This is a genomic window from Variovorax sp. PMC12 (assembly GCF_003019815.1).
Lineage (GTDB): Bacteria > Pseudomonadota > Gammaproteobacteria > Burkholderiales > Burkholderiaceae_C > Variovorax.
In genome coordinates, this window is the sequence record NZ_CP027773.1 from 1,636,318 (window position 1) to 1,656,275 (window position 19,958).

Below are 19,958 nucleotides of genomic sequence, written 5' to 3' on the forward strand. Positions count from 1 at the left end.
GCCCGAGGGCGTCTTTTTTCATGGCCGAAAGAAAAGGCCGGCCTTACTTGCGCAGCAGTGCCTTCAGCGCATTCTGCAGGCGGCGGGCGCTCGCGGCGTCGTGCGCGGCGGCCAGCACCTTGCCGGCATCCTGGCCCCAGGTCTGGGCCGGCGCCGGATCGCCGCGCTTCGTCAGCAGCTTGAGCTGCAGCGCACGGCGTGCGTCGAGCTGCTCGGCGGGCGTCGGCACTTCGGCTGCCATTTCGAGGCGCAACAGCGCTTCGGCGGCATCGCTGGCGGCAGCGGTCGGCGCGGAGCCGATGGCCTGCGACCAGCCGGTGCGCACCGCCGGCGTCACCGCGCGGCCCAGTTCCTGGACGCTCGGCAGACGCGCCGCATCGCGCTGCTCCCAGGCGCCGAGCACCTGCGTCAGGGCTTCGCCGTGCGCCTGGGCGGCAAGCTTGCGCAGCGCCATGTCGGCGCGCTCGAGCGCTTCGCGCTGGGCGCGGAAGGCCGCGTCGCCGAGGCGCGGGCCGCGATCTTCACGCGGCGGACGGTCGCCGAAGCGGCCGCCAGGGGCGCCGCGATCACCGCGGTCACCGGAACGCGGCGCGCCGCGGTCGCCACCGGGGCGACCCGGGCCGCCCGCACCCGGCCGGCCGGCATCGCGCCGGTCACCGAAGCGGCCGCCGGCACCGCGAGCGGCGGGTGCCGCCTCGGCCTTCTTGCTGCTCGGACGGTCGTCGCCGCGCATGGCCACCACCGGCTTGGGAGCGGGCTTCGCCGCGGCGGCAGGGGCTTGCGCAGCGGCGTCGGTGCGTGCCGATGCATCGGCGCCATCGGCGGGCGCCACCAGATCGGCCGAAGCAGCGGGCGCCTCGGTGTGCGTGCCGGGCGAGGCTTCCGCGTCGCTCGGGCTGGGTGCCTGTTCGGCGCTCTCGCCGAATTCGGCGGCGGCCTGGCCCGGAGCCACGACCTCGGTCGCGCCGACCGACGGGCCGTCGCTCGCGGCGGCTGCCTGCTCGGCCTTTGGAGCCGGCGGCGGGGCTTCGCCGCGCAGCGCCGCTTCCAGGCGGGCGATGGCGGCGCGGATCTTCTGCACGTCGCCGCCGGCGTTGGCGGCATCGAGCGCCTTCGAGGCGTCGAGAACATGGCGGTCGTGCTCGCTCATGGCGGCCGACGCCTTTTCGCGCTCGGCCGTCTTGCGGTTGAAAGCCTCGTCGATGGGCGCGCGGAAAGCGTCCCACAGCTTCTGTTCGTGGCGGCGGTCGAGCGGCACGCTCTGCGCCTCGGCCTGCCAGCGCTGCTGCAGCGCCTTGACGGCGTCGATGCGCAGCATCGGCTGGGCGCCGAGCTCGGTCGCCTCGGCGATCATGGCCTGGCGGCGCTCGACGCTCGCCTTCTGCGCGGTCTCGAACGGTGCGCGGGCGGCGCCGAAGGCTTCGTTCCATTGCGGCTGCAGCTCGGCGAACACCTTCTCGCCCACATGGCCGGCATCGCGCCAGCGGTCGGCGAACTGGTGCAGCGCCCGGTTGTGGGCCTTCAGATCGGTGGCGCCGGCGTGTTCCGCCGCCCAGGCCTTGACCTCTTCGATCAGCGCCACGCGATGGGCGCGGTGCTCGGCGGCGTCGGCGCGAACCTTCTCCAGCCAGGCCTCGACCACCTTGTGGGCCTCGTTGCAGGCTTCGTCGAAGCGCTTCCACAGCGCGTGGTTCGGCACGCCGCCCTGGTCGGCCTGCTTCCACTGGTCGCGCAGGGCGCGCAGCGTTTCCTGCATCTTGCGGCCGCCGAGGGCCTGGCCTTCGGGACGCTTGAGCAGGCCTTCGGCCTTGGCGACGAGGTCTTCGCGGACCTTGTCGGCGCTCCAGCGCTGCCAGCCTTCGAGTTCGCCGGCGGCCACGAGCGCGGCATGCACGCGGGCTTCGAGCGGCGCCTCGACCAGCTTTCCGTGTTCCTTGAGCACGGCGCGCAGCGCGGCTGCGGCGCCGGCGCTGGCCTTGCCGTGGCCTTCGGCGGTTTCCTGCTCGAGCTTGGCGAGCGCGGCCTGCACCGCGTCTTGGGCGGCGGCGCGCACGGCCGGATCGACCTTGGGCGCGGCAGGGCGTGCCGGAGCGGCCACCTTGGGAGCCAGGACTTCACCGCGCGCGGCGCGCAGTTCGTCGGCCCACACGGGCACCGGCGGCAGCGGCGCCGCTGCGTCGGCGGAGGCGGCAATGGCCAGGGCCAACGCGCTATGGAAGGAATCGGACACCACCAGCAGCTGCGACTTCGACGATTCGAGTTGCGGCGCGAACTTGGCGTCCAGGCTGGTCCAGTTGGCATCGCCGGTGATTTCGGTCGCCTGCTGCTGCCAGTGGGCCACGTCGGCGCGCAGCGATTCCTCGGCGGCCTGGGCGTCCTGCCAGCCCTTGGTCGACAGCACTTCGAAGCGCTGGGCCAGCAGCACTGCGGCTTCGCGGTGCACCTGCGCGCGGTGCTGCAGGTCTTCGATGCCCTTGACGCGCTCCGCCAGCTTGAGCTTCAGGCCGGCCAGCGGTTCGCGCGACAGCGGTGCGCCGGCCTTGGCGGCGTCACGCTGCCACGCCAGCGCGTCCGCGATGTTGAGCTTGGACTGTGCAAGCAGCGCCTCGGCCTTCTGCGCCCATTCGGCGGCGATGGCCTCCTGGCCCTTGGCGCGCTTGAGTTCGTCGAGTTTTTCGCGCAGCAGGCGTGCAGCGCCCTTGTCGCGTCCGCTCAGCTCCTTGAAGACCTCCTGCATCTGCTCGGGCGCGGGGTTGCCAGCGAGCCAGTCGCGGATGCGCGCGGCGCGCTCGCCGGAAGTCGGCGCGGTGAAGGCGCCGCCGGTCAGCGTGTCGAGGGCCTGAATGTCGTGTGGCTTGGAAGAAGTAGAGGTCACTGCGCGAAATCGTTGTCTTAGTAGAGAAAGCGAAGGCGCCGGCAAAGGCCGGCGCACATCGACATTTTCACCCACTTGCGGCCGGCCGCCGAATTCCGCCCTGGAAACGTGGCGAGCCCGGGGTTGCTGGCTGGGAGATTGACGGACTACATATATAGCAAGCCGTGGAGAAAAACCAAGTCCCGAAGCGCTTGCGCCGCGTCACTTCATGGTGAGGCTGAGCTCGGCGCCCGGCTTCCAGTCGGCGCCGCTGGCGGTGGTGCGCACCGCGCCCAGGAACAGGCGCTCGCTCGGCACGCTCTTCGCAAGCAGGTAGTCGCGCACGGCCGCGCCGCGCTCGACCGCCAGCTGCCGCATCGACTCCTCGTCGACCGGCACGCTCGCGAACAGCAGGTTTTCCATGTCCTTGAGCGGCAGGTCCTTGGCAAGGCCGACGAGATTGCGCGGCTTCGTGATGTCCGCGCGCTTGTAGACGGCGGTCAGCAGCTCGGGGTATTCGGCATCGGTGACGGGCGGCACGTCGGTGCCGGCCTGGCCGCCGCGCACCGCGACGCGGCGCTTCTCCGCCAGGGTCAGCTGGCGCACGCGCTGGCGCTGGTAGGCGTCGCGCTCCTTTTCGAGGCTGGCGGTGCCCGCGACCGTCATCTGCAGCGTGGGCCGGTCGGTCAGGGCCTTCGCGACCTTGTCCAGGCTTTCCTTGGCGGCGGCGCTCAGGTCCGAGCTGCCGGCGTCGAAGGTGATGGCGCTCGACTCGCCGCTGCCGCCGCCCAGGCCACCGGTCAGCAAACTGAACGGCGCGGTCACGGCCTTGACGATCAGGTTGACCACCGCCTTCCAGATGAGCGGGCCGACGCTGAACTGCGGGTCGTTGAGCGAGCCGCTCAGCGGCAGGTCGACGTCGATCACGCCGTTGCGGTCGGCCAGCAGGGCCACCGCCAGCTTCACCGGCAGGCTGGCGGGCGCGCCCGCCACTTCGTCGCCGAACTGCAGCTGGTTGAGCACCAGCTTGTTGGTGGCCGTGAGCTGGCCGTCGGCCGCCACCTTGTAGTTGACGTCCATGCTCATCTTGCCGCGCTCGATGCCGTGGCCGGCGTAGCGCACCGAGTACGGCGACAGCGGCGCGAGGTCGAGGTCGCGCATCTTGGCGGTGATGTCGAGTTCGAGCGGCTTGACCAGCGGATTGAGCTTGCCGGTGATTTCCAGTGCCGCGGTCTGCTGCGCCTTGCCGCGCAGTTCGAGGTCGGCCAGCGCGGGCCGTCCGCCCTCGCCCTTCGGCGGATTGGACGAGAACGAACTGAGCTTGCCGGTCAGCTCGCTGAGGTCGGCCGAGTAGTTGGGCTTGACGAACAGGTCAGTGAAGTCGATCTTGCCGTGCACCAGGCTCATCGGGCCGAAGTTGATGACCGGCGCCAGGCCCGTATCGACCGCTGCCGACGCTGCCGGCGCCGCGGCGATTGCCGCCGGCCTGGCGGGTTCGGGCGCGCCGCCGACCATTTCCTCGGCCGATACCGAGCGACCTGCGGGCTTCTGCGCCGCCGCCCGGGCCGCCGTTGTGGTGGTGGTCGTTCCGCCCGGCCCCTTGCGGGTGCTGGCCTCGCCGGCCGCGGCGGCCGCGGCGTTGGCTTCCGCCTCGCCCTTCTTGGTAAGGCTCAGCAGGTTCAGCCGGCCGGTCGGGTCGACGATCACGCGGGCGAAGAAGTCCGTCAGCGTGGTCTCGCGCACATCGACCGCCGGGGCCGTGTTTGGCGCCATGCTGACTTGCAGGCCGCGCAGGCTCAGCGTCTTCCAGCTCAGCAACTGGTTGTTGTTGCGGTCGAAGCCCGGCGACTGCGTGAGAGAAATGCTGTTGGCCCGGAAGTCGTCGAGCGCGGAATCGCCGGCCAGCTTGATGCTCATGCCGGCAGGCGTGGCCGCGTAGCGCACGGTGCCGCGATAGCTCGCGAAGGCGCGGCGGATGTCGACGTTGAGCGCGTCGGCGTAGTAGGCCTTGAAGGCATGCGCCGGGAACGACGCCACCTCGAGCCGCCCCTCGGCCGCCAGCGGCTTGAGCACGACGTTGCCCCTGTAGTCGAAGCGCCCCGGCTCGGAGCGCCCGGAGCCGATGCGGCCCGACACTTCCAGCGGCGAAGTGGCGTTCGTTTCGGGGGCGAGCTTCTGGGCGAGCAGCTTGAACGCGGTGACTTCGATCGTCACCGGGGTCGCGGAAGCCTTGTCTGAATAAGAGAGCGCCCCGTTGTCGACGGCCAGCTTGCCGATGGTCAGCGCCCAGGGCTTGGTGTTGGCGCCGGGCTGCGGCGCCTCGGCGGCGGCGGGCTTCGGCGCCGCCACCTTGGCTTCGGCTTCCTTGGCGCCGTCGCCGGCCGGCGTCTTGAGCCAGCGCTCGAACATCCAGCGCTTCTCGTTGTCGCGCTCGATGCGCACCTTGGGATTGGTGGCGGTGAACGAAGCCACGTTCAGCGTGTGGTTCGTCATGTCGGCCTCGGCGTCGACCAGCTCGAAGCGCCCGACGCTGGCCAGCGCGGTCTTGGCCTGCGTCAGCGCGAGCCCGTCCGCGGCCAGGCGGCGGGCCTTGAACTTGAGGTTGGGCTGGGCCCAGGCGATGTCGATCTGGCCGCTGAGCTTGCCGTCGAGCGTGGGCTCCAGGCTCTGCGCCAGATAAGGCGCGGCCAGCGACAGCGGCAGCGCATCGACCTCGGTTTCCACGTTGGCCACCTTGTCGGTGGCGCTGCCCTTGAACTTGAGCGAGGCGCCGGCAATGGCGGTGCTGCCGTTGAACTGGGCCGGCTTGTCCATGGGCCAGGTGACGCCGGTGACATCGAATCCGAGTTCGGTCACGTCGATGGCCGCGGCGGGTTTGACTGTTTCGTCGCGCCAGCCGATACGGCCGCCGCTCAGCGCGAACTTGTCGACCTGCACCTTCAGCACCGGCTTCTCGGCCGGCTGGCCGGCTGGCGGGTTCGCGGGCGCCGCCGGAAGGGGCGCGGCCTTTTCGGTCGCGCCGGTGGCGGGGTCGGTGGCCAGCAGGTTGAGCTGGCCGGCGGCGTCGCGCGCCACCGCCAGCTGCGGATTGACCAGCGCGATCTCGCTCAGGTGGAACACCGACTCCAGCGGCCGCACGTCGTCCAGCGCGAGCTTGAGCGACTCGAAGGCCAGCAGGTCGCGCCCGCGAGCGTCGGCCACCTTGGTGGTGTGCGCCTCGACGGTGCCGGTGATCTTCAGTCCGTTGGTGGCGCCGTGCTCGAAGCCGATCTTCAGGTCGGCGTCGAGGCTGCCCGCCTGCAGGCGCACCGGCAGTCCGCCCGGGATGTAGCCGAGGTACGGCACCAGGTCGAGCCCCTTGAACTGCACGTGCGCGTCCGTCTTGCGGCTGTCGGCGAAGGGGGTGGTGAGAGCGGCGGAGTCGAACTTGCTGCCGTTGAGCACGAACGCCAGCTTGGGCTCTGTATTGATGTCGCGCTTCGAATCGAGGTTGCTCAGGAAAGGCACCTTGAGCACGAAGTCGCGCAGCTCATGCTTGCGCTTGACGGTCTGGTCGTCGAAGTCGACCGAGCCGCCATTGATCGCTATGTTGTAGACCGCGAAGCGCGCCGGCTTGGCCTTCGGGTCGGCGGGCGGGCCGGCCGACAGCCTGGCAAGGATGTCGTCGATGTCGTACTTGCCGTCGGCCTGGTGCGTGAGCAGGACGGACGGCGCGTCGATGGCCACGGCGTCGATCACCGGTGCGAGGCGGAAGATGGATTGCAGCTCGGCATCGGCATAGATGCGCTGGACGGCCAACTGCGACCTGCTGCCATCGGCGGTGGCTATGCGCAGATCGTTCAACGTGAGCTCCAGCGTCCAGGGCTTGAAGTCGACCTTGCCGACGGTCACTTGCCGGCCAAGCTTCTCGCTTGCGATCTTCTGGAGCTGGCTCTTGGCGATCGGCGGCACCGCCAGCCAGGCGATGACCCAGAAGGCCAACAACGACAGCAACGCGACGATCCCACGCCGCACCCATTTGTTCTGTTTGATCGAAGCTACGTCCATCGCCGGAGTGTGCCGCAAAGACGCTTCAACTCCCCGTTGGCGCAGCAACCGCAGCCGCGCTTCGGAAGAAATACCGCAAACACCGGAGAAGCTGCTGCGCAGTGCGCAGAAAAAGAAAGCCCGATGGCTCGACGAAGGTCTTGCCACCGGGCTTGATGGCGGGCGCTAGACCCATGCCATCGTTTCGCGCGACCGGAAGTCAATGGTTCCCGCCGTGCTGGCAGCAAGAGATTGCCACCGTGGATCCTCGGTCGTTCGAGCCCTCGACTTACACCTCAGGCTGCCTGACCTCGGAAAAATGCCTGAAAACCTCAGGCCCGTTCAGATTAGGCGCCGCACCCTTGCTTTGCAAATGCAATTTACAAAGGGATTTCACCTAAGACAAAACACCTCGAAACCATGAACTTTTTAAACAACTATTAGCATAAAGATGCAATTCCTTATGCTTGACCAGGTATTAACCCACGCTAGAATCCGGCCTGCCCTGACTGCCTGACGCAGAGGGGCCTCCCTGAATCCGCTGCCGAATCCCAACCGGCTTGATCAGGTCGCCGCGCTCCCAACCCACCTCCACTCCATGCGCGGAGCCTGATTCGTACCAATCCAAGCGCCGCTGCCTTCATCCATCGCCCTCACCGGCTTTGCGTATCAGGTGCCGCACAGAAAGGAAGAGCGATGAACAAGGCGTTCGATGCCACAGCCCGCGGGCTAAGGACCTTCGTGTCCGATGTGGCAGACGGCTTTTTTGAAATCACCCACAACGGGTTTGCACTGGTCGGCCTGGCCATCGTGTTCGCGGCCCTCGCCCTCGTGGCGCGGCCCGACCTGCGCAAGACCGGCGAAGAGCAACTGATGGGCTGGCTGCAGTCGCGCAAGCCCGCGCCTGAAGCCACCGACCTCGAGCCGACCGCCATCGAGCGCACAACCGCCGCGAGCCCCAGCGACCTGCCCAAGCAGCAGGCCGCCGTGGCTTACTGGCTGAGCAAGAAGTACAGCGTGGCGCCCGAGCCGCTGAGCGTGCTCGTCGCCGAGGCCTACAACATCGGCAAGCGCACCAAGCTCGACCCGACGTTGATCCTGGCCATCATGGCCGTGGAATCCAGTTTCAACCCCTTTGCCCAGAGCCACGTCGGCGCCCAGGGCCTGATGCAGGTCATGACCCGCGTGCATGGCGACAAGTATGAAAGCGCGGGCGGCACGCTCACCGCCTTCGACCCCGTGACCAACATGCGCGTCGGGGTCAAAGTGCTGCAGGAATGCATCGCCCGCGCCGGATCGCTCGAAGGCGGCCTGCGCTACTACGTGGGCGCGGCCAACCTCGAAGACGACGGCGGCTACGCCGGCAAGGTGATGGCCGAGCACGAGCGCCTGCTGCAGGTTGCCAGCGGCCGCGCGCCGTCGGTGCTGCCGCCCCGCACGACCGTGCGCGCGCAGCCGATTCCGGTCGTGACGCCCGCACCCGCGCCGGTCAAGGCCGATGAAGGCTCCGAACCCGCCAAGGTCGCCCTGCTTTCCGGCGTTTCCTGAAGCTGTCCTGGCCGGGTGTGAGCTACACTCGGCCTCGTACGCGACTGGCGATAGGCGCAGCACCCGAAAAAGGTGCCCCGCGCTGACGTGGAATACCACTGGGAAGCGTACCGCCTGGCCACAACAGGCGTTCAGCCGTTCGCCTGGGCAGCCCTTGTTTGGTTGAAGAACAAGGACCTCGTCTTCAAAGGACTGCCATGTACCAACGCAATATCCTGGTCGAACAGACCGATCCCGAAATCTGGGCCGCCATTCAAGCCGAAAACGCGCGCCAGGAACACCACATCGAGCTGATCGCCAGCGAGAACTACGCCTCGCCGGCCGTCATGGCCGCCCAGGGCTCGCAGCTCACCAACAAGTACGCCGAAGGTTACCCGGGCAAGCGCTACTACGGCGGCTGCGAGCACGTCGACGTGGCCGAGCAGCTGGCCATCGACCGCGTCAAGCAGATCTTCGGCGCCGACGCCGCCAACGTGCAGCCGCATTGCGGCGCTTCTGCCAACGAAGCCGTGATGCTCGCCTTCCTGAAGCCCGGCGACACCATCATGGGCATGAGCCTGGCCGAAGGCGGCCACCTGACCCACGGCATGCCGCTGAACATGAGCGGCAAGTGGTTCAACGTGGTGAGCTACGGCCTCGACGCCAACGAAGCCATCGACTACGACGCGATGGAACGCAAGGCGCACGAGCACATGCCCAAGCTGATCATCGCGGGCGCTTCGGCCTACTCGCTGCGCATCGACTTCGAACGCTTCGCCAAGGTGGCCAAGGACGTCGGCGCGATCTTCATGGTCGACATCGCCCACTACGCCGGCCTCGTGGCCGCGGGCGTGTACCCCAACCCGGTGCCGCACGCCGACATCGTCACCTCCACCACCCACAAGAGCCTGCGCGGCCCGCGCGGCGGCATCATCCTGATGAAGTCGCAGCACGAGAAAGCCATCAACAGCGCGATCTTCCCCGGCCTGCAAGGCGGCCCGCTGATGCACGTGATCGCCGCCAAGGCCGTCGCGTTCAAGGAAGCCATGTCGCCCGAGTTCAAGGCCTACCAGCAACAGGTGGTCAAGAACGCTCAGATCGTGGCCGACACCCTCACCGAGCGCGGCCTGCGCATCGTGAGCGGCCGCACCGAAAGCCACGTGATGCTGGTCGACCTGCGCGCCAAGGGCATCACCGGCAAGGAAGCCGAAGCCGTGCTGGGCAGCGCCCACATGACGATCAACAAGAACGCGATCCCCAACGACCCGGAAAAGCCGATGGTCACCAGCGGCGTGCGCATCGGCACTCCCGCCATGACCACCCGCGGCTTCAAGGACGAAGAGGCCCGCATCACCGCGAACCTGGTCGCCGACGTGCTCGAGAACCCGCGCGACGCGGCGAACATCGACGCCGTGCGCGCCAAGGTGCATGCGCTGACGAGCCGTTTCCCTGTCTACCGCTGAGCCGGAAGTCCTGACCGCATGAAATGCCCTTTTTGCGGTCATCTTGAAACGCAGGTCGTCGAGACCCGCGTTTCGGAAGACGCCGACTTCGTCCGCAGGCGCCGCCAGTGCAGCGCCTGCGACAAGCGCTTCACCACCTACGAGCGGCCCGACGTCAACTTCCCGGTCGTCGTCAAGAAGGACGGCAGCCGCGCCGACTTCGATTCGTCGAAGGTGCGCGCCTCGATGATGCTGGCGCTGCGCAAGCGCCCGGTGAGCATCGAGCAGATCGACAACGCCCTGCTTCGCATCGAACAGAAGCTGCTGGCCAGCGGCCTGCGCGAAATCGACTCGACCAAGGTGGGCGAGCTCGTGATGCGCGAACTCAAGAAGCTCGACAAGGTCGCCTACGTGCGCTTTGCATCGGTGTACCGCAGCTTCGAGGACGTGGACGAATTCAGGCAGTTGCTGCGCGACATCTGAGCCGCGACGGCAACCGCCGCAGCACTCTCACAGGCACCTCAACGGTTCCAGCAAAGCTGCACCAGCGCACTCGATGCGTCGGTGCTATTGCCGGCCAGCTTGACGCCCTGGTGGTTGACCGTGAGCGTCCCGCACTCGTCGTTGCGCGAAGCCCGCGCAGGAACGGCTTGCAAGGTGTAGCTGGTCTCGTTTCTTGAGACAAAGCTGATGGCATAGTTCGCCGTGCCGGACGGTGGCGACTGCCCCAGTCCTGCCGGCAGCGCGACGGTCGGCGGGGGGTAGCGTCCATTGGCGGTCATGTAGCGCTCGGTCCACTGCGCCGCCTGCAACAGCTGTTGCTTGGCATCGGCGCGCTTGGCCCGCAGCACGTAGCGCGTGTAGCAGGGGTAGGCAATGGCGGCGAGGATGCCGATCACCGCCGTTACGATCATCAGCTCGATCAACGTGAAGCCGCGCGAGCGGATCTGTTTGCGGCGCGGCGGCTTGGAATAGCTGTTCATGGTTTGCCTCGGCTGCGCCATCAGTTCGACGGCGACAGCAGATTGCGCCAGCCGAAACGGCGCACGATGTCAGGCCTTATCGGCGCCTTGCACTCGCCGGCCGCATTGCAGATCACGTCCTTGCCCTTCTCCCGGCCCTGCGGCTCGAAGACGATGTCGTCCTTGCCCGAGCTGTTACGGAAACCGAGATAGCTGGTCGTGGTGGTGGTGGCTGTGCCGTAGTCAATGCCGTCGGGCGCGGAGCCGTCGAAGAAGTCGACCACCATCGACCATCCGTCGTCGTTGGTGCCCGCAGTACAGTCGAGCGCGTTGCTGCCGGAGCCGGGAACGGTGCTCGAGAACAGGCCGGCGCTGCTGCTCAAGGCGTCGCCCGGATAGACGATGCGCTCCTTGGCGGCCGGCAGCTGAAAATACCAGCCACGCTTGGCGCGCGAGCCGCTGTAGCTCACGCTGTTGTTCGAGACGTTGCGGAACTCGCCACCGTCTGTCTCGACAGTGGTGCCACCGACGGTCTGCGCCACCAGGTCGGTCAGCACGGCCGTGCCTGTCGTGCCGTTGGCCCCGTCCCGGATGCCGTAGAGATACTGGTTGGCGGTATTGCTGTCGTCACCGACGGCGAACAGCCTTCCCGTGCCGAACACCACCATGTAGCCGCCGAGCGGATGGCCGGCGACCACCGGCGCCGCGGTGATCGGCTGCGTGGCGCCGGCCGCGAACAGCGGCACGTTGTCGAGGCTCGATGCAGTGGGTGCGGAGCCCAGGGTCGCTTTCCACTTGCTGCCGTCGCGGTCGCTCAGGTCGAAGCGCCACATGTTGCCCAGCAGGTCGCCCGCATAGGCGAGGTCGACCTTGCCGTCGCCGTCACGGTCGATCACCCGCGGAGCCGACAGTCCGTTGCCGGTGCCCGCGCCCTGCGTGACGGGCGCCGGGATCTTGAGGATCGATTGGTCGCCGTCGAGATACTGGATCCACAGCATCGCCTTCTCGCTCGTGCTGTTGTAGCCGTTGCCCAGGATCACGGCCTTGCGGCCGTTGTTCAGCGGGGCCAGTTGCAGTGCGCGCCTCGAGAAGGAGTCGAGCGCGGGTTGCTGAAACTGATGGCCCAGGTCGTCGTCGGAAAGCGCGGTCGTGTCGATGAGTGCCGTTTCGCGGGCCATGGTCTCGTCGATGTCCTGGGGCTTGGTGACGTCGAGCACGAAGTAGCCCTTGCCGCCCGCCCCCAGCGTGCCCACGAGGAAAGACTTCCATGCAGCCACTTTCTCGGCATCGGTGGTCGAGGCGGTGGCGGTCGCACCCATGTAAATGTCAGCCACGAAGGGGCTGCCGTCGACGTAGTACCTGTGCGAATAACTGCCTTCGCTGAGCCGCTTGAGCTTTGGCGCGGCCGCCGTGCCGTAGAGCCCTTCGGGCACATAGGCGAACGCTTCCTGTCCAGAGCCCGCGTCGAAGGCGTGCAGCATGCCGTCGTTGGCGCCCACGTAGACCATCGGCGTGCGGGCGATCGAGGCAAATTTGGCATAGGCATCGCTGGTGAAGCCGCTGTTGGGCTTTCCCGCGTACCAGACGCCGGAGCCCACGATGTCGCCAAGCACATGCCCGCGTTTGCGCAGTTGCAGGCCCGCGCCCTCGTTGCTGCGGTCTCCGCGCAGGAAGTCGAGCACGGCCCGCCCGAGCGCGGTGTCTTTGTCATCGGTGCTGGTGGTTCCCTTGAGCGCGGCTTTTTGCGTGTCGCTCAGGTTGGCCCAGCGGAACGGAATTCCGGTGCCCCTTGTCGCAGCGCTGGTAGCCGTTGCAGCAGCGGTGCCCGAGAAGCTGAGCACCTTGCGGTTGCTGCCGTGCGCGCCCGCCGCCGCCATGCGGGTGTCGAGCAGGTCGCGTGCGGACCATTGGGCCACGCTCGCCAGCCGGCCGTCGGCGCCGAACCTGGTAGCGGTGAGCGTGCCCGACCAGTTGGCCATGTCGTAGCCCGCCCTGTAGACCGCCGTGCCGGTCGAAACCCTGGAGGCGCTGGCCGAAATAGAAACAGCCGTGATCGGGCGATCCACCGAGCCGGGGTAGCTTACGCTGCAGCTTAGCCTCGGCGCCGGTGCCAGCGGGTACTGCGCTGCGTAGCCGACGCCCTGCGCCAGCATCAGGCCGGACACTGCGGCAGCCCTCAAGAAACATTTGATCTTCATGCTTCGCCCTGCCACGCTGTTCAATTCATCCTGGCGGCGACCGGATCAGGATCGAAGGCCATCTGCAATTCGACCTGCGTGCCGCCCGCAGTGCTCGCGCTGCGAGTGCCCGTGGCGACCGCAGTGATCCGATACAAGGGATATTTGCCGTTCTTGCGGTCGATGACCTCGATCCAGTACTTCGCATTGCGCAGCGCCGGATTGCCGGCGTGGGGTGCCCCGGTGAATTGCCCATATGACGCGTGCTCGCTCGCATACGGATTGCGGCTCCAGAACCGGTAGGCCTCGCTCCCGGACGCCGCCGCGACCGAATCGGGCGCGGCGAAGTAGCAGATACCTTGCTCGCAGCTGTTGGCGCCGTCGTTCATGTAGACGGTCACCCAACCGGTGTCGCGGTCGGGAAAGACGCGGCCGTCTTCGGCCCTGCGGCAGGGCGACTTCGGGAGTCCGGCGCAGGCAACGTAGGTCTCGGTCGAGTCGGCATAGGCCAGCTGCCGGATGTCTCGCTCGGCGTCGAGCAGCGCCGCCTCGGCAGCCTCGAAGGCCCGCTGATGCTCGCGCTGGTTGCCCGCCACCGACTCGAGCAACAGGGCGGTCCGCGCACCGGCCAGCGCCAGCAGGGCCGAGAGCAGCAGCATGGTCAGCACGATGAAGAGCGAAAACCCGTGCTGCGCCGCAGGCGTGCGGCGGTCGACGAGGTGCCTCATGGCGCCTCCAGGTTGTTGCGCAGTGCGAAGACAGCCGTGTAGACGCGTCGCAGCTTGCCGTCACGGGTGGTTTTCGCCGCGCCGTCGCAGTCGGTGTAGTCACCGCCCGGATTGCTACTCGAGTTGCCCGCAAGTTGCAGGCAGACCCGTACCGTGCGGACCCGGTTGAAATTCTCGACGCCGGCTGCCGTCACGTAGCGCACCACTGCTTCGTTTCCCGCGCCGGCGCTCACGCCGTACATCACATCGAAGCGCTCCACGCCGTCGATGAGCGGCTGCGGTGCGGCATTGCCGCTGCCCCGACATCTCAGCGTCCCATTCTCGACCGCGAACTCGCTGGTGATCAACCGCACGTTTTCCGGGTCGGCGGGATGGGCCGCGTCGTAGGTGACGCCCGCCGCGCTCTTGGCGCGCTGACCCAGGCAGTCCTTGAAGTAGTCGGGGCTCGGCGCGTAGCCGACCTTCAGCGTGTCGTTCCCCGAACCGCTCTTCGACTCTTCTCCCTTGATGGCGAAGAACGCCGGTTCGTTCTTGAAAAGGGTGTCCTTGTCCGGGTTGACGTTGAAGTAATACAGCGGCTGCGTGGCGTCGAGAGGCGTGTAGCCGGCCTGCCGTATCTGCTGGCCCAACATCCTGAACGCCAACGCAGAGGACTGGTTGAGCACATGCACGTCGTCACCCGCCATGGCTGCGGTGCGGGTGCCGAGCATGCTCGCAACGGCGGCCAGCACCACCACCGAGCCGATGACCAGTGCGACGAGAAACTCGACCAGCGTGAAACCGGCATGCCGCGCGCAAGGGAAGAACGCCTTGCCGTTCATGGCTGCGGCGCCGCTACGACGAGTTCGATACACGCCTTGCGCTCCGGACAGTTCCACTCCGGGTCCGGCGCGATCGGGTTGGCGACGGCAGGCTCGTCCCAGGCGATATGCACGAACAGCAAACCGCCGGCCGTCGCCTTGCTCTGTATGTCGGCCAGTCCACCCGGTAGCGCGTCCGCCGCCGCGCGCTTCCAGCGCCACAGATCGTCGGCCGCGAGCTGGGTGGCGCTGCAATGGGCGCCGGCCCCGACGCATGAAGGCTCGGGACCCGTTGGGTCCGCTGGCGACCAGTCGGTCACGTAGGGGCTGTCCGCTACAGCGCCTGGAAAGCGGTTGGCACGTATCCGGTCGGCGATGTCGCCTGCCAGTCGCACCACGATGCTCCGGTTGCTGGCGCCCGCGCTTTCGGAAAGCACGCGCAACTGGAAGCCGGCCAGCACGAGCAGGCCGAACGAAAGCACGACAACGGCCACCATGACCTCGATCATCGAAAAGCCCGCTTGCCTCAAGCCCTGCCCATGCGGCTTGCGAGTCGGAGCGCTCAGCACTTGTCGCGCCCCTTGGCCACTCGAAGGCGCCCGGCACGCGAAACGCACAACATCACGGCGCGGGACGATCCGGCCTTTCCTGTCGGGTAGAGGCGGAAGCTGTCACCGCCGTCGGAGTCGCCCATGGCGTCGAACGACATGACGCCGGGCGCGGTTTTCCTCACCTCGACCCGCGCATCGGGCTCCTGGCGCCTGAGGGTTTCCACGGCGTCGCCGCTTCCGACCAGGGTGTCCCAGCCACAACTCCAGCCTTTGTCGACGCACCCGGGACGCGCCCGGATAGTCACGGTCTTTCCGCGCCGGGCCGCCTCGAAGCGCGCGTGGCCCACGCTCGCCGTCAGGGCCGAGGCCATGCCCTCGACGCGATACTTTTCAACCAGGCTGACGAAACTTGGCAGCGCCACTGCCAGCAAGATGATCACCAAAGCAATTGCAACCATCATTTCGACGAGGGTGAAGCCCCGTCGCCTACCGCTATGGCGCGCATGCGCCCGCGAGGACGCGCAAAATCCGTTGTTCATGTTGTACGTTCCGCCGCGTCGCATTCCAGTGCTCCGGCGGATAGCTCCCTGACTCTTCGATATTCGGAAAATTCTATTTTTCAATTCCTGCCGACGCGCCAATTCGATGACGGACGGTCAAGAAAAATGGACAAATGGCTTCCCGTTTTCAATTGCCTTGAAAATTCAATACTCAGGCAATTCAAGTTAAAAGAAATGACAAATCAAACCGCGAATTTCATGATTCAGGCGCTGAATCTCGCGCGCCAGGCCGGCCCCGAGACCGATCCCAATCCCCGCGTCGGCTGCGTGCTGGTCGCCGCGAACGGCGACGTGATCGGCCAGGGCCACACCCAGCAGGTCGGCGGCCCGCATGCCGAAGTCATGGCGTTGCGCGATGCTGCGGCGCGGGGCAATTCCGCCGTTGGCGCGACTGCCTGGGTCACGCTGGAGCCCTGCGCCCACCATGGCCGCACCGGCCCTTGCTGCGACGCGCTGATCGCGGCGGGCGTGAGCCGCGTCGTCGCGTCCCTCACCGACCCCAACCCGCTGGTCGCCGGGCAGGGATTCGAGCGGCTGCGCGCCGCGGGCGTCGAGGTCGAAACCGGGCCGGGGGCGCAGGAGGCTAGGGAACTCAACATCGGCTTCCTGAGCCGCATGGTCCGCAAGACCCCGTGGGTAAGGATGAAAGTCGCCGCGTCGCTCGACGGCAAGACCGGTCTCGAGAACGGCGTGAGCCAGTGGATCACCTCGGAAGCCGCCCGCGCCGACGGCCACGCCTGGCGGGCCCGCGCCAGCGCGGTGCTGACCGGCGTCGGAACCGTGCTTGAGGACAACCCGCGCCTGGATGTGCGCCTGGTCCGGACCCCGCGCCAGCCGCATCTGGTCGTGGTGGACAGCCGGCTGCAGACGCCGCCCGACGCGAACATCTTCATCGAAGGCCGCGCCGTCTGGATCTACGCGGCCAGCCACGACGACGAGAAAGCCAAGGCGCTGAAGGCAAGGGGCGCCACCGTCACCTGCCTTCCCGATGCCAATGGCAAGGTCGACCTGGGCGCCATGCTGAAAGACCTGGCGGCGCGCGGCGTGAACGAACTGCACGTCGAATCGGGCCACAAGCTCAACGGCTCGCTGCTGCGCGAAGGCTGTGTAGACGAATTGCTGGTCTACCTGGCGCCCAAGCTGATCGGCAGCGGCCTGGACATCGCGAGCCACCTGCATTCGGACGGTCCGCTGACTTCGCTGGCCGGCGCCCTGCCCCTCGAATTCAAGTCCGTCGACATGCTCGGCCCCGATCTGCGCATCGTGGCCCGGATCGCCGGGAGGGACGCGTTCTAGCCTCCGGCGCACGAGCGGCCGCCGCCGGGCCGCCCCAAGGCGGACCGCGCCTCCCCCTCGGGGGGTGGCGAATTACATGGCGCAAAGCGCCATGAAGAGCCGGGGGGCTCACGATGTCTGCGAAAATGCCGGGATGTTCACCGGAATCATCACCGGCGTGGGGCGCATCGCCGCCATCCACGACCTCGGCACCTCCTCCTCCTACGGCAAAAGACTCAGCATCGAGGCGCCCGACGGCTACCTCGACGACGTCGGGCTGGGCGACAGCATCGCGCTCAACGGCGCCTGCATGACCGTTACCACCCTCGTCCCCGAAAAACGGCAGTTCACCATCGACATTTCGGCCGAGTCGCTCGACAAGACGGCCGGCCTGACCGACGAAGGCAGCCGCATCAATCTCGAGAAGGCCCTGCGCGCCAGCGACCGCCTCGGCGGCCACATCGTGTCGGGCCACGTGGACGGCATCGGCAGCGTGAGCTTCTTCGAGCCGGTCGGCGAAAGCTGGGAGCTGCGCGTGGTCGCGCCGCAGGCGCTGGCCCGCTTCCTGGCCTACAAGGGCTCGATCACCATCAACGGCGTGAGCCTCACCGTCAACAAGGTGGCCGACATCGAAGGCGGCGCCGAGGTCAGCATCAACCTGATCCCGCATACCGTCGACAACACCTCCCTCGGCGGCCTGAAGGCCGGCTCGAAGGTCAACCTAGAAATCGATACCGTGGCGCGCTACGTGGAGCGCATGCTCCAGGCCGGCGTGCTGGTGCCCCCGTCTTCCACGTATTCCAAGGACACAGCCGAATGAACGCCTCCGTCACGCCGATCGGCGTCCCCCGCGCCGCGCGCGCCCCAGCCCCGATTTCGCCGGTAGAGGACATCGTGGCCGACCTCGCCGCCGGCCGCATGGTGATCCTGGTGGACGAGGAAGACCGCGAGAACGAAGGCGACATCGTCATCGCCGCCGACCACATCACGCCCGAAGCCATCAACTTCATGGCCCGCCATGCGCGCGGCCTGATCTGCCTGACGCTCTCGCGCGAGATGTGCGAGCGGCTGCAGCTGCCGCCGATGGTCCAGCGCAACGGCGCCAAGCATTCGACCGCGTTCACCGTGTCCATCGAGGCCGCCGAAGGCGTGACCACCGGCATCTCGGCCGCCGACCGCGCGCGCACCGTGCAGGCCGCCGTGGCGCCCAACGCCGTGGCCGCCGACCTGGTGCAGCCCGGCCACATCTTCCCGCTGCAGGCGGTGGACGGCGGCGTGCTCATGCGCGCCGGCCACACCGAAGCCGGCTGCGACCTGGCCGCGATGGCCGGCTGCTCGCCCGCCTCCGTGATCTGCGAGGTGATGAACGAAGACGGCACCATGGCCCGCCTGCCCGACCTGCAGATCTTCGCGGCCGAGCACAACATGAAGATCGGCACCATCGCCGCGCTGATCGAGCATCGCAGCCGCGTCGAGTCGCTGGTCGAGAAGGTCGGCTGCCGCGAGATCCAGACCAACTGGGGCGCCTTCACCGCCCACGCCTTCATCGACAAGCCCAGCCGCGGCGTGCACCTGGCGCTGGTGCGCGGCAAGTGGGCGCCCGAAGACACGGTGTCGGTGCGCGTGCACGAGCCGCTGTCGGTGCTCGACGCGCTCGAAATCAACCGCTCGCTGCACTCGTGGAGCCTGGACGCCAGCCTCTCGCACATCGCGAACGAGGGCAAGGGCGTGGCCGTGCTGCTGAACTGCGGCGAAACCGCCGGCGAGCTGCTGGCCCAGTTCGACGGCACGGCGCGCCCCGCGCAAGCCCCCGAGCGCGGCCGCATGGACCTGCGCAGCTACGGCATCGGCGCGCAGATCCTGCGCGAATGCGGCGTGCACAAGATGAACCTGCTGGGCACGCCGCGTCGCATGCCGAGCATGGCGGCGGGCTACGGCCTCGAGATTGCCGGCTACCTCACGAAAGACTGACCAGACCATGCAAGGCGCAAATAAAGGCGAGAACACGCCACTCAACGGAAAAGGCCTGCGCATCGGCATCGTGCAGGCGCGCTTCAACGCCGACATCACCGACGCGCTGGCCTCGGCCTGCCTTTCGGAACTCGAGGCGCTGGGCGTGGCCGCCAACGACATCCACCACCTGCAGGTGCCCGGCGCGCTCGAAGTGCCGGTGGCGCTGCAGGCGCTCGCCGAGCGCGGCGGCTACCACGCGCTGGTGGCGCTGGGCTGCATCATCCGCGGCGAGACCTACCACTTCGAACTGGTGGCCAACGAATCGGGCGCCAGCGTGAGCCGCGTCGCGCTCGACTACCGACTTCCCATCGCCAACGCGATCCTCACCACCGAAAACCTCGAGCAAGCCGTTGCCCGGCAGACCGACAAGGGCCGCGACGCGGCCCGCGTGGCGGTCGAGATGGCGCAACTGCTGGCCACCCTTTCATGACCGAAGACACCTCCAAGCCCCTCAAGCCCGCGAAGCCCGCCGATGGCGCCAAGCCGCGCCAGTCGCGCGTCGGCCTCACGAGCACCGGCGCGCGCAAGGCTTCGGCCAAGTCGAACCGCAGCCGCGCACGCGAGTTCGCGCTGCAGGCGCTCTACCAGCACCTGGTGGGCCGCAACGACCCGACCGACATCGACCACTTCACGCGCGACCTCGCCGGCTTCCACAAGGCCGACGCCCTGCACTACGACGCGCTGCTGCACGGCTCGATCGAAGGCGCCGAGCAACTCGACGCGCTGATCCGCCCGCTGCTGGACCGCAAGTTCGAGGAAATCTCGCCCATCGAGCACGCGGTGATGTGGATCGGCGTGTACGAGTTCCAGAACTGCCTCGACGTGCCGTGGCGCGTGGTGCTCAACGAGTGCATCGAGCTGGCCAAGGAATTCGGCGGCACTGACGGGCACAAGTACGTGAACGCGGTGTTGAACGGCCTGGCGCCGCAGCTGCGCCCGCTTGAAGTGGAAGCCGACCGGGCTTCGGGGAAAGCGAAGGCATGAGGAGTGCCGCCCGGCCGCCCGAAGGCGCTCGCCCCCTCGCTTGCGAGGGGGTAGGCGAA

At 67.7% G+C, this 19,958-nt stretch carries 17 protein-coding genes and 1 riboswitch; of the genes, 9 read left to right on the forward strand and 8 right to left on the reverse strand.

Features of this window, described 5'->3' with window-relative positions; translation table 11 throughout:
• Positions 1–43: 43 nt before the first annotated feature.
• Together C4F17_RS07625 and C4F17_RS07630 are read right to left on the reverse strand one after the other, a co-directional pair.
• On the reverse strand, positions 44–2,875 hold the full coding sequence (locus C4F17_RS07625; RefSeq protein WP_106934828.1) for a DUF349 domain-containing protein: 2,832 nt from the start codon (positions 2,873–2,875) through the stop codon (positions 44–46).
• 201 nt (positions 2,876–3,076) lie between these two features.
• Complete coding sequence (locus tag C4F17_RS07630) at positions 3,077–6,901, reverse strand: DUF748 domain-containing protein (RefSeq protein WP_106934829.1); 3,825 nt, start codon at positions 6,899–6,901, stop codon at positions 3,077–3,079.
• On the opposite strand from C4F17_RS07630, the gene C4F17_RS33110 reads away from it, so the two are divergent.
• The 4 genes from C4F17_RS33110 to nrdR all read left to right on the forward strand — a co-directional run bounded on the left by C4F17_RS33110 (position 6,819) and on the right by nrdR (position 10,332).
• A complete protein-coding gene (locus C4F17_RS33110) occupies positions 6,819–7,070 on the forward strand; it encodes a hypothetical protein (protein WP_199851997.1) in 252 nt (83 codons plus the stop codon). The genes C4F17_RS07630 and C4F17_RS33110 overlap by 83 nt on opposite strands.
• Positions 7,071–7,576: 506 nt before the next feature.
• Entirely contained in the window at positions 7,577–8,428 is an 852-nt protein-coding gene (locus tag C4F17_RS07635) for a lytic transglycosylase domain-containing protein (protein ID WP_081271168.1), read from the forward strand.
• Between the two features lie 30 nt (positions 8,429–8,458).
• Positions 8,459–8,584: riboswitch (ZMP/ZTP riboswitch) on the forward strand.
• Between the two features lie 41 nt (positions 8,585–8,625).
• Entirely contained in the window at positions 8,626–9,870 is a 1,245-nt protein-coding gene (gene glyA, locus C4F17_RS07640; protein WP_081271167.1) for a serine hydroxymethyltransferase, read from the forward strand.
• Positions 9,871–9,888: 18 nt separating this feature from the next.
• Positions 9,889–10,332, forward strand: a complete 444-nt coding sequence (gene nrdR / locus C4F17_RS07645; protein WP_106934830.1) for a transcriptional regulator NrdR — start codon at positions 9,889–9,891, stop codon at positions 10,330–10,332.
• Positions 10,333–10,370: 38 nt separating this feature from the next.
• On the opposite strand, the gene C4F17_RS07650 is transcribed toward nrdR, so the two are convergent.
• Genes C4F17_RS07650 through C4F17_RS07675 form a run of 6 tightly spaced genes read right to left on the reverse strand, consistent with a single transcriptional unit; the run spans position 10,371 to position 15,606 of the window.
• Positions 10,371–10,832 carry a type IV pilin protein gene (locus C4F17_RS07650; protein WP_106937477.1) on the reverse strand — a complete coding sequence of 154 codons (462 nt, stop codon included), beginning with the start codon at positions 10,830–10,832 and terminating at the stop codon, positions 10,371–10,373.
• A gap of 20 nt (positions 10,833–10,852) precedes the next feature.
• Positions 10,853–12,991: a pilus assembly protein gene (locus C4F17_RS07655; RefSeq protein ID WP_234382647.1), complete on the reverse strand. Its 2,139-nt coding sequence runs from the start codon at positions 12,989–12,991 to the stop codon at positions 10,853–10,855.
• Positions 12,992–13,029: 38 nt separating this feature from the next.
• Entirely contained in the window at positions 13,030–13,716 is a 687-nt protein-coding gene (locus tag C4F17_RS07660; RefSeq protein WP_106934832.1) for a PilX N-terminal domain-containing pilus assembly protein, read from the reverse strand.
• Positions 13,713–14,537, reverse strand: coding sequence for a PilW family protein (locus tag C4F17_RS07665; protein WP_106934833.1), 825 nt, complete (start codon positions 14,535–14,537; stop codon positions 13,713–13,715). The genes C4F17_RS07660 and C4F17_RS07665 overlap by 4 nt, the downstream gene beginning before the upstream one ends.
• Entirely contained in the window at positions 14,534–15,133 is a 600-nt protein-coding gene (gene pilV / locus C4F17_RS07670) for a type IV pilus modification protein PilV (protein ID WP_442805198.1), read from the reverse strand. Before pilV ends, C4F17_RS07665 begins: the two co-directional genes overlap by 4 nt.
• Positions 15,079–15,606, reverse strand: a complete 528-nt coding sequence (locus C4F17_RS07675) for a GspH/FimT family pseudopilin (RefSeq protein ID WP_106937478.1) — start codon at positions 15,604–15,606, stop codon at positions 15,079–15,081. The genes pilV and C4F17_RS07675 overlap by 55 nt, the downstream gene beginning before the upstream one ends.
• Positions 15,607–15,801: 195 nt before the next feature.
• On the opposite strand from C4F17_RS07675, the gene ribD reads away from it, so the two are divergent.
• From ribD to nusB, 5 genes are all read left to right on the forward strand, one after another.
• A complete protein-coding gene (gene ribD, locus C4F17_RS07680) occupies positions 15,802–16,923 on the forward strand; it encodes a bifunctional diaminohydroxyphosphoribosylaminopyrimidine deaminase/5-amino-6-(5-phosphoribosylamino)uracil reductase RibD (RefSeq protein ID WP_106934834.1) in 1,122 nt (373 codons plus the stop codon).
• Positions 16,924–17,056: 133 nt separating this feature from the next.
• A complete protein-coding gene (locus tag C4F17_RS07685) occupies positions 17,057–17,722 on the forward strand; it encodes a riboflavin synthase (RefSeq protein ID WP_106934835.1) in 666 nt (221 codons plus the stop codon).
• Positions 17,719–18,873: a bifunctional 3,4-dihydroxy-2-butanone-4-phosphate synthase/GTP cyclohydrolase II gene (gene ribBA, locus C4F17_RS07690; protein ID WP_106934836.1), complete on the forward strand. Its 1,155-nt coding sequence runs from the start codon at positions 17,719–17,721 to the stop codon at positions 18,871–18,873. The genes C4F17_RS07685 and ribBA overlap by 4 nt, the downstream gene beginning before the upstream one ends.
• A gap of 7 nt (positions 18,874–18,880) precedes the next feature.
• On the forward strand, positions 18,881–19,345 hold the full coding sequence (ribH, locus tag C4F17_RS07695; protein WP_081271157.1) for a 6,7-dimethyl-8-ribityllumazine synthase: 465 nt from the start codon (positions 18,881–18,883) through the stop codon (positions 19,343–19,345).
• On the forward strand, positions 19,342–19,899 hold the full coding sequence (gene nusB / locus C4F17_RS07700) for a transcription antitermination factor NusB (RefSeq protein WP_081271156.1): 558 nt from the start codon (positions 19,342–19,344) through the stop codon (positions 19,897–19,899). Before ribH ends, nusB begins: the two co-directional genes overlap by 4 nt.
• Positions 19,900–19,958 lie beyond the last annotated feature (59 nt).

What these genes read in the sequence shown, in the direction of transcription:
- ribD (WP_106934834.1), top strand. Translation starts at nt 15,802, where the DNA reads ATGACAAATCAAACCGCGAATTTCATGATTCAGGCGCTGAATCTCGCG.
- C4F17_RS07635 (WP_081271168.1), top strand. Translation starts at nt 7,577, where the DNA reads ATGAACAAGGCGTTCGATGCCACAGCCCGCGGGCTAAGGACCTTCGTG.
- glyA (WP_081271167.1), top strand. Translation starts at nt 8,626, where the DNA reads ATGTACCAACGCAATATCCTGGTCGAACAGACCGATCCCGAAATCTGG.
- C4F17_RS07650 (WP_106937477.1), bottom strand. Translation starts at nt 10,832, where the DNA reads ATGAACAGCTATTCCAAGCCGCCGCGCCGCAAACAGATCCGCTCGCGC.
- C4F17_RS07660 (WP_106934832.1), bottom strand. Translation starts at nt 13,716, where the DNA reads ATGAGGCACCTCGTCGACCGCCGCACGCCTGCGGCGCAGCACGGGTTT.
- C4F17_RS07630 (WP_106934829.1), bottom strand. Translation starts at nt 6,901, where the DNA reads ATGGACGTAGCTTCGATCAAACAGAACAAATGGGTGCGGCGTGGGATC.
- C4F17_RS07665 (WP_106934833.1), bottom strand. Translation starts at nt 14,537, where the DNA reads ATGAACGGCAAGGCGTTCTTCCCTTGCGCGCGGCATGCCGGTTTCACG.
- nusB (WP_081271156.1), top strand. Translation starts at nt 19,342, where the DNA reads ATGACCGAAGACACCTCCAAGCCCCTCAAGCCCGCGAAGCCCGCCGAT.
- C4F17_RS07685 (WP_106934835.1), top strand. Translation starts at nt 17,057, where the DNA reads ATGTTCACCGGAATCATCACCGGCGTGGGGCGCATCGCCGCCATCCAC.
- C4F17_RS33110 (WP_199851997.1), top strand. Translation starts at nt 6,819, where the DNA reads ATGACCCAGAAGGCCAACAACGACAGCAACGCGACGATCCCACGCCGC.
- ribBA (WP_106934836.1), top strand. Translation starts at nt 17,719, where the DNA reads ATGAACGCCTCCGTCACGCCGATCGGCGTCCCCCGCGCCGCGCGCGCC.
- nrdR (WP_106934830.1), top strand. Translation starts at nt 9,889, where the DNA reads ATGAAATGCCCTTTTTGCGGTCATCTTGAAACGCAGGTCGTCGAGACC.
- C4F17_RS07675 (WP_106937478.1), bottom strand. Translation starts at nt 15,606, where the DNA reads ATGAACAACGGATTTTGCGCGTCCTCGCGGGCGCATGCGCGCCATAGC.
- ribH (WP_081271157.1), top strand. Translation starts at nt 18,881, where the DNA reads ATGCAAGGCGCAAATAAAGGCGAGAACACGCCACTCAACGGAAAAGGC.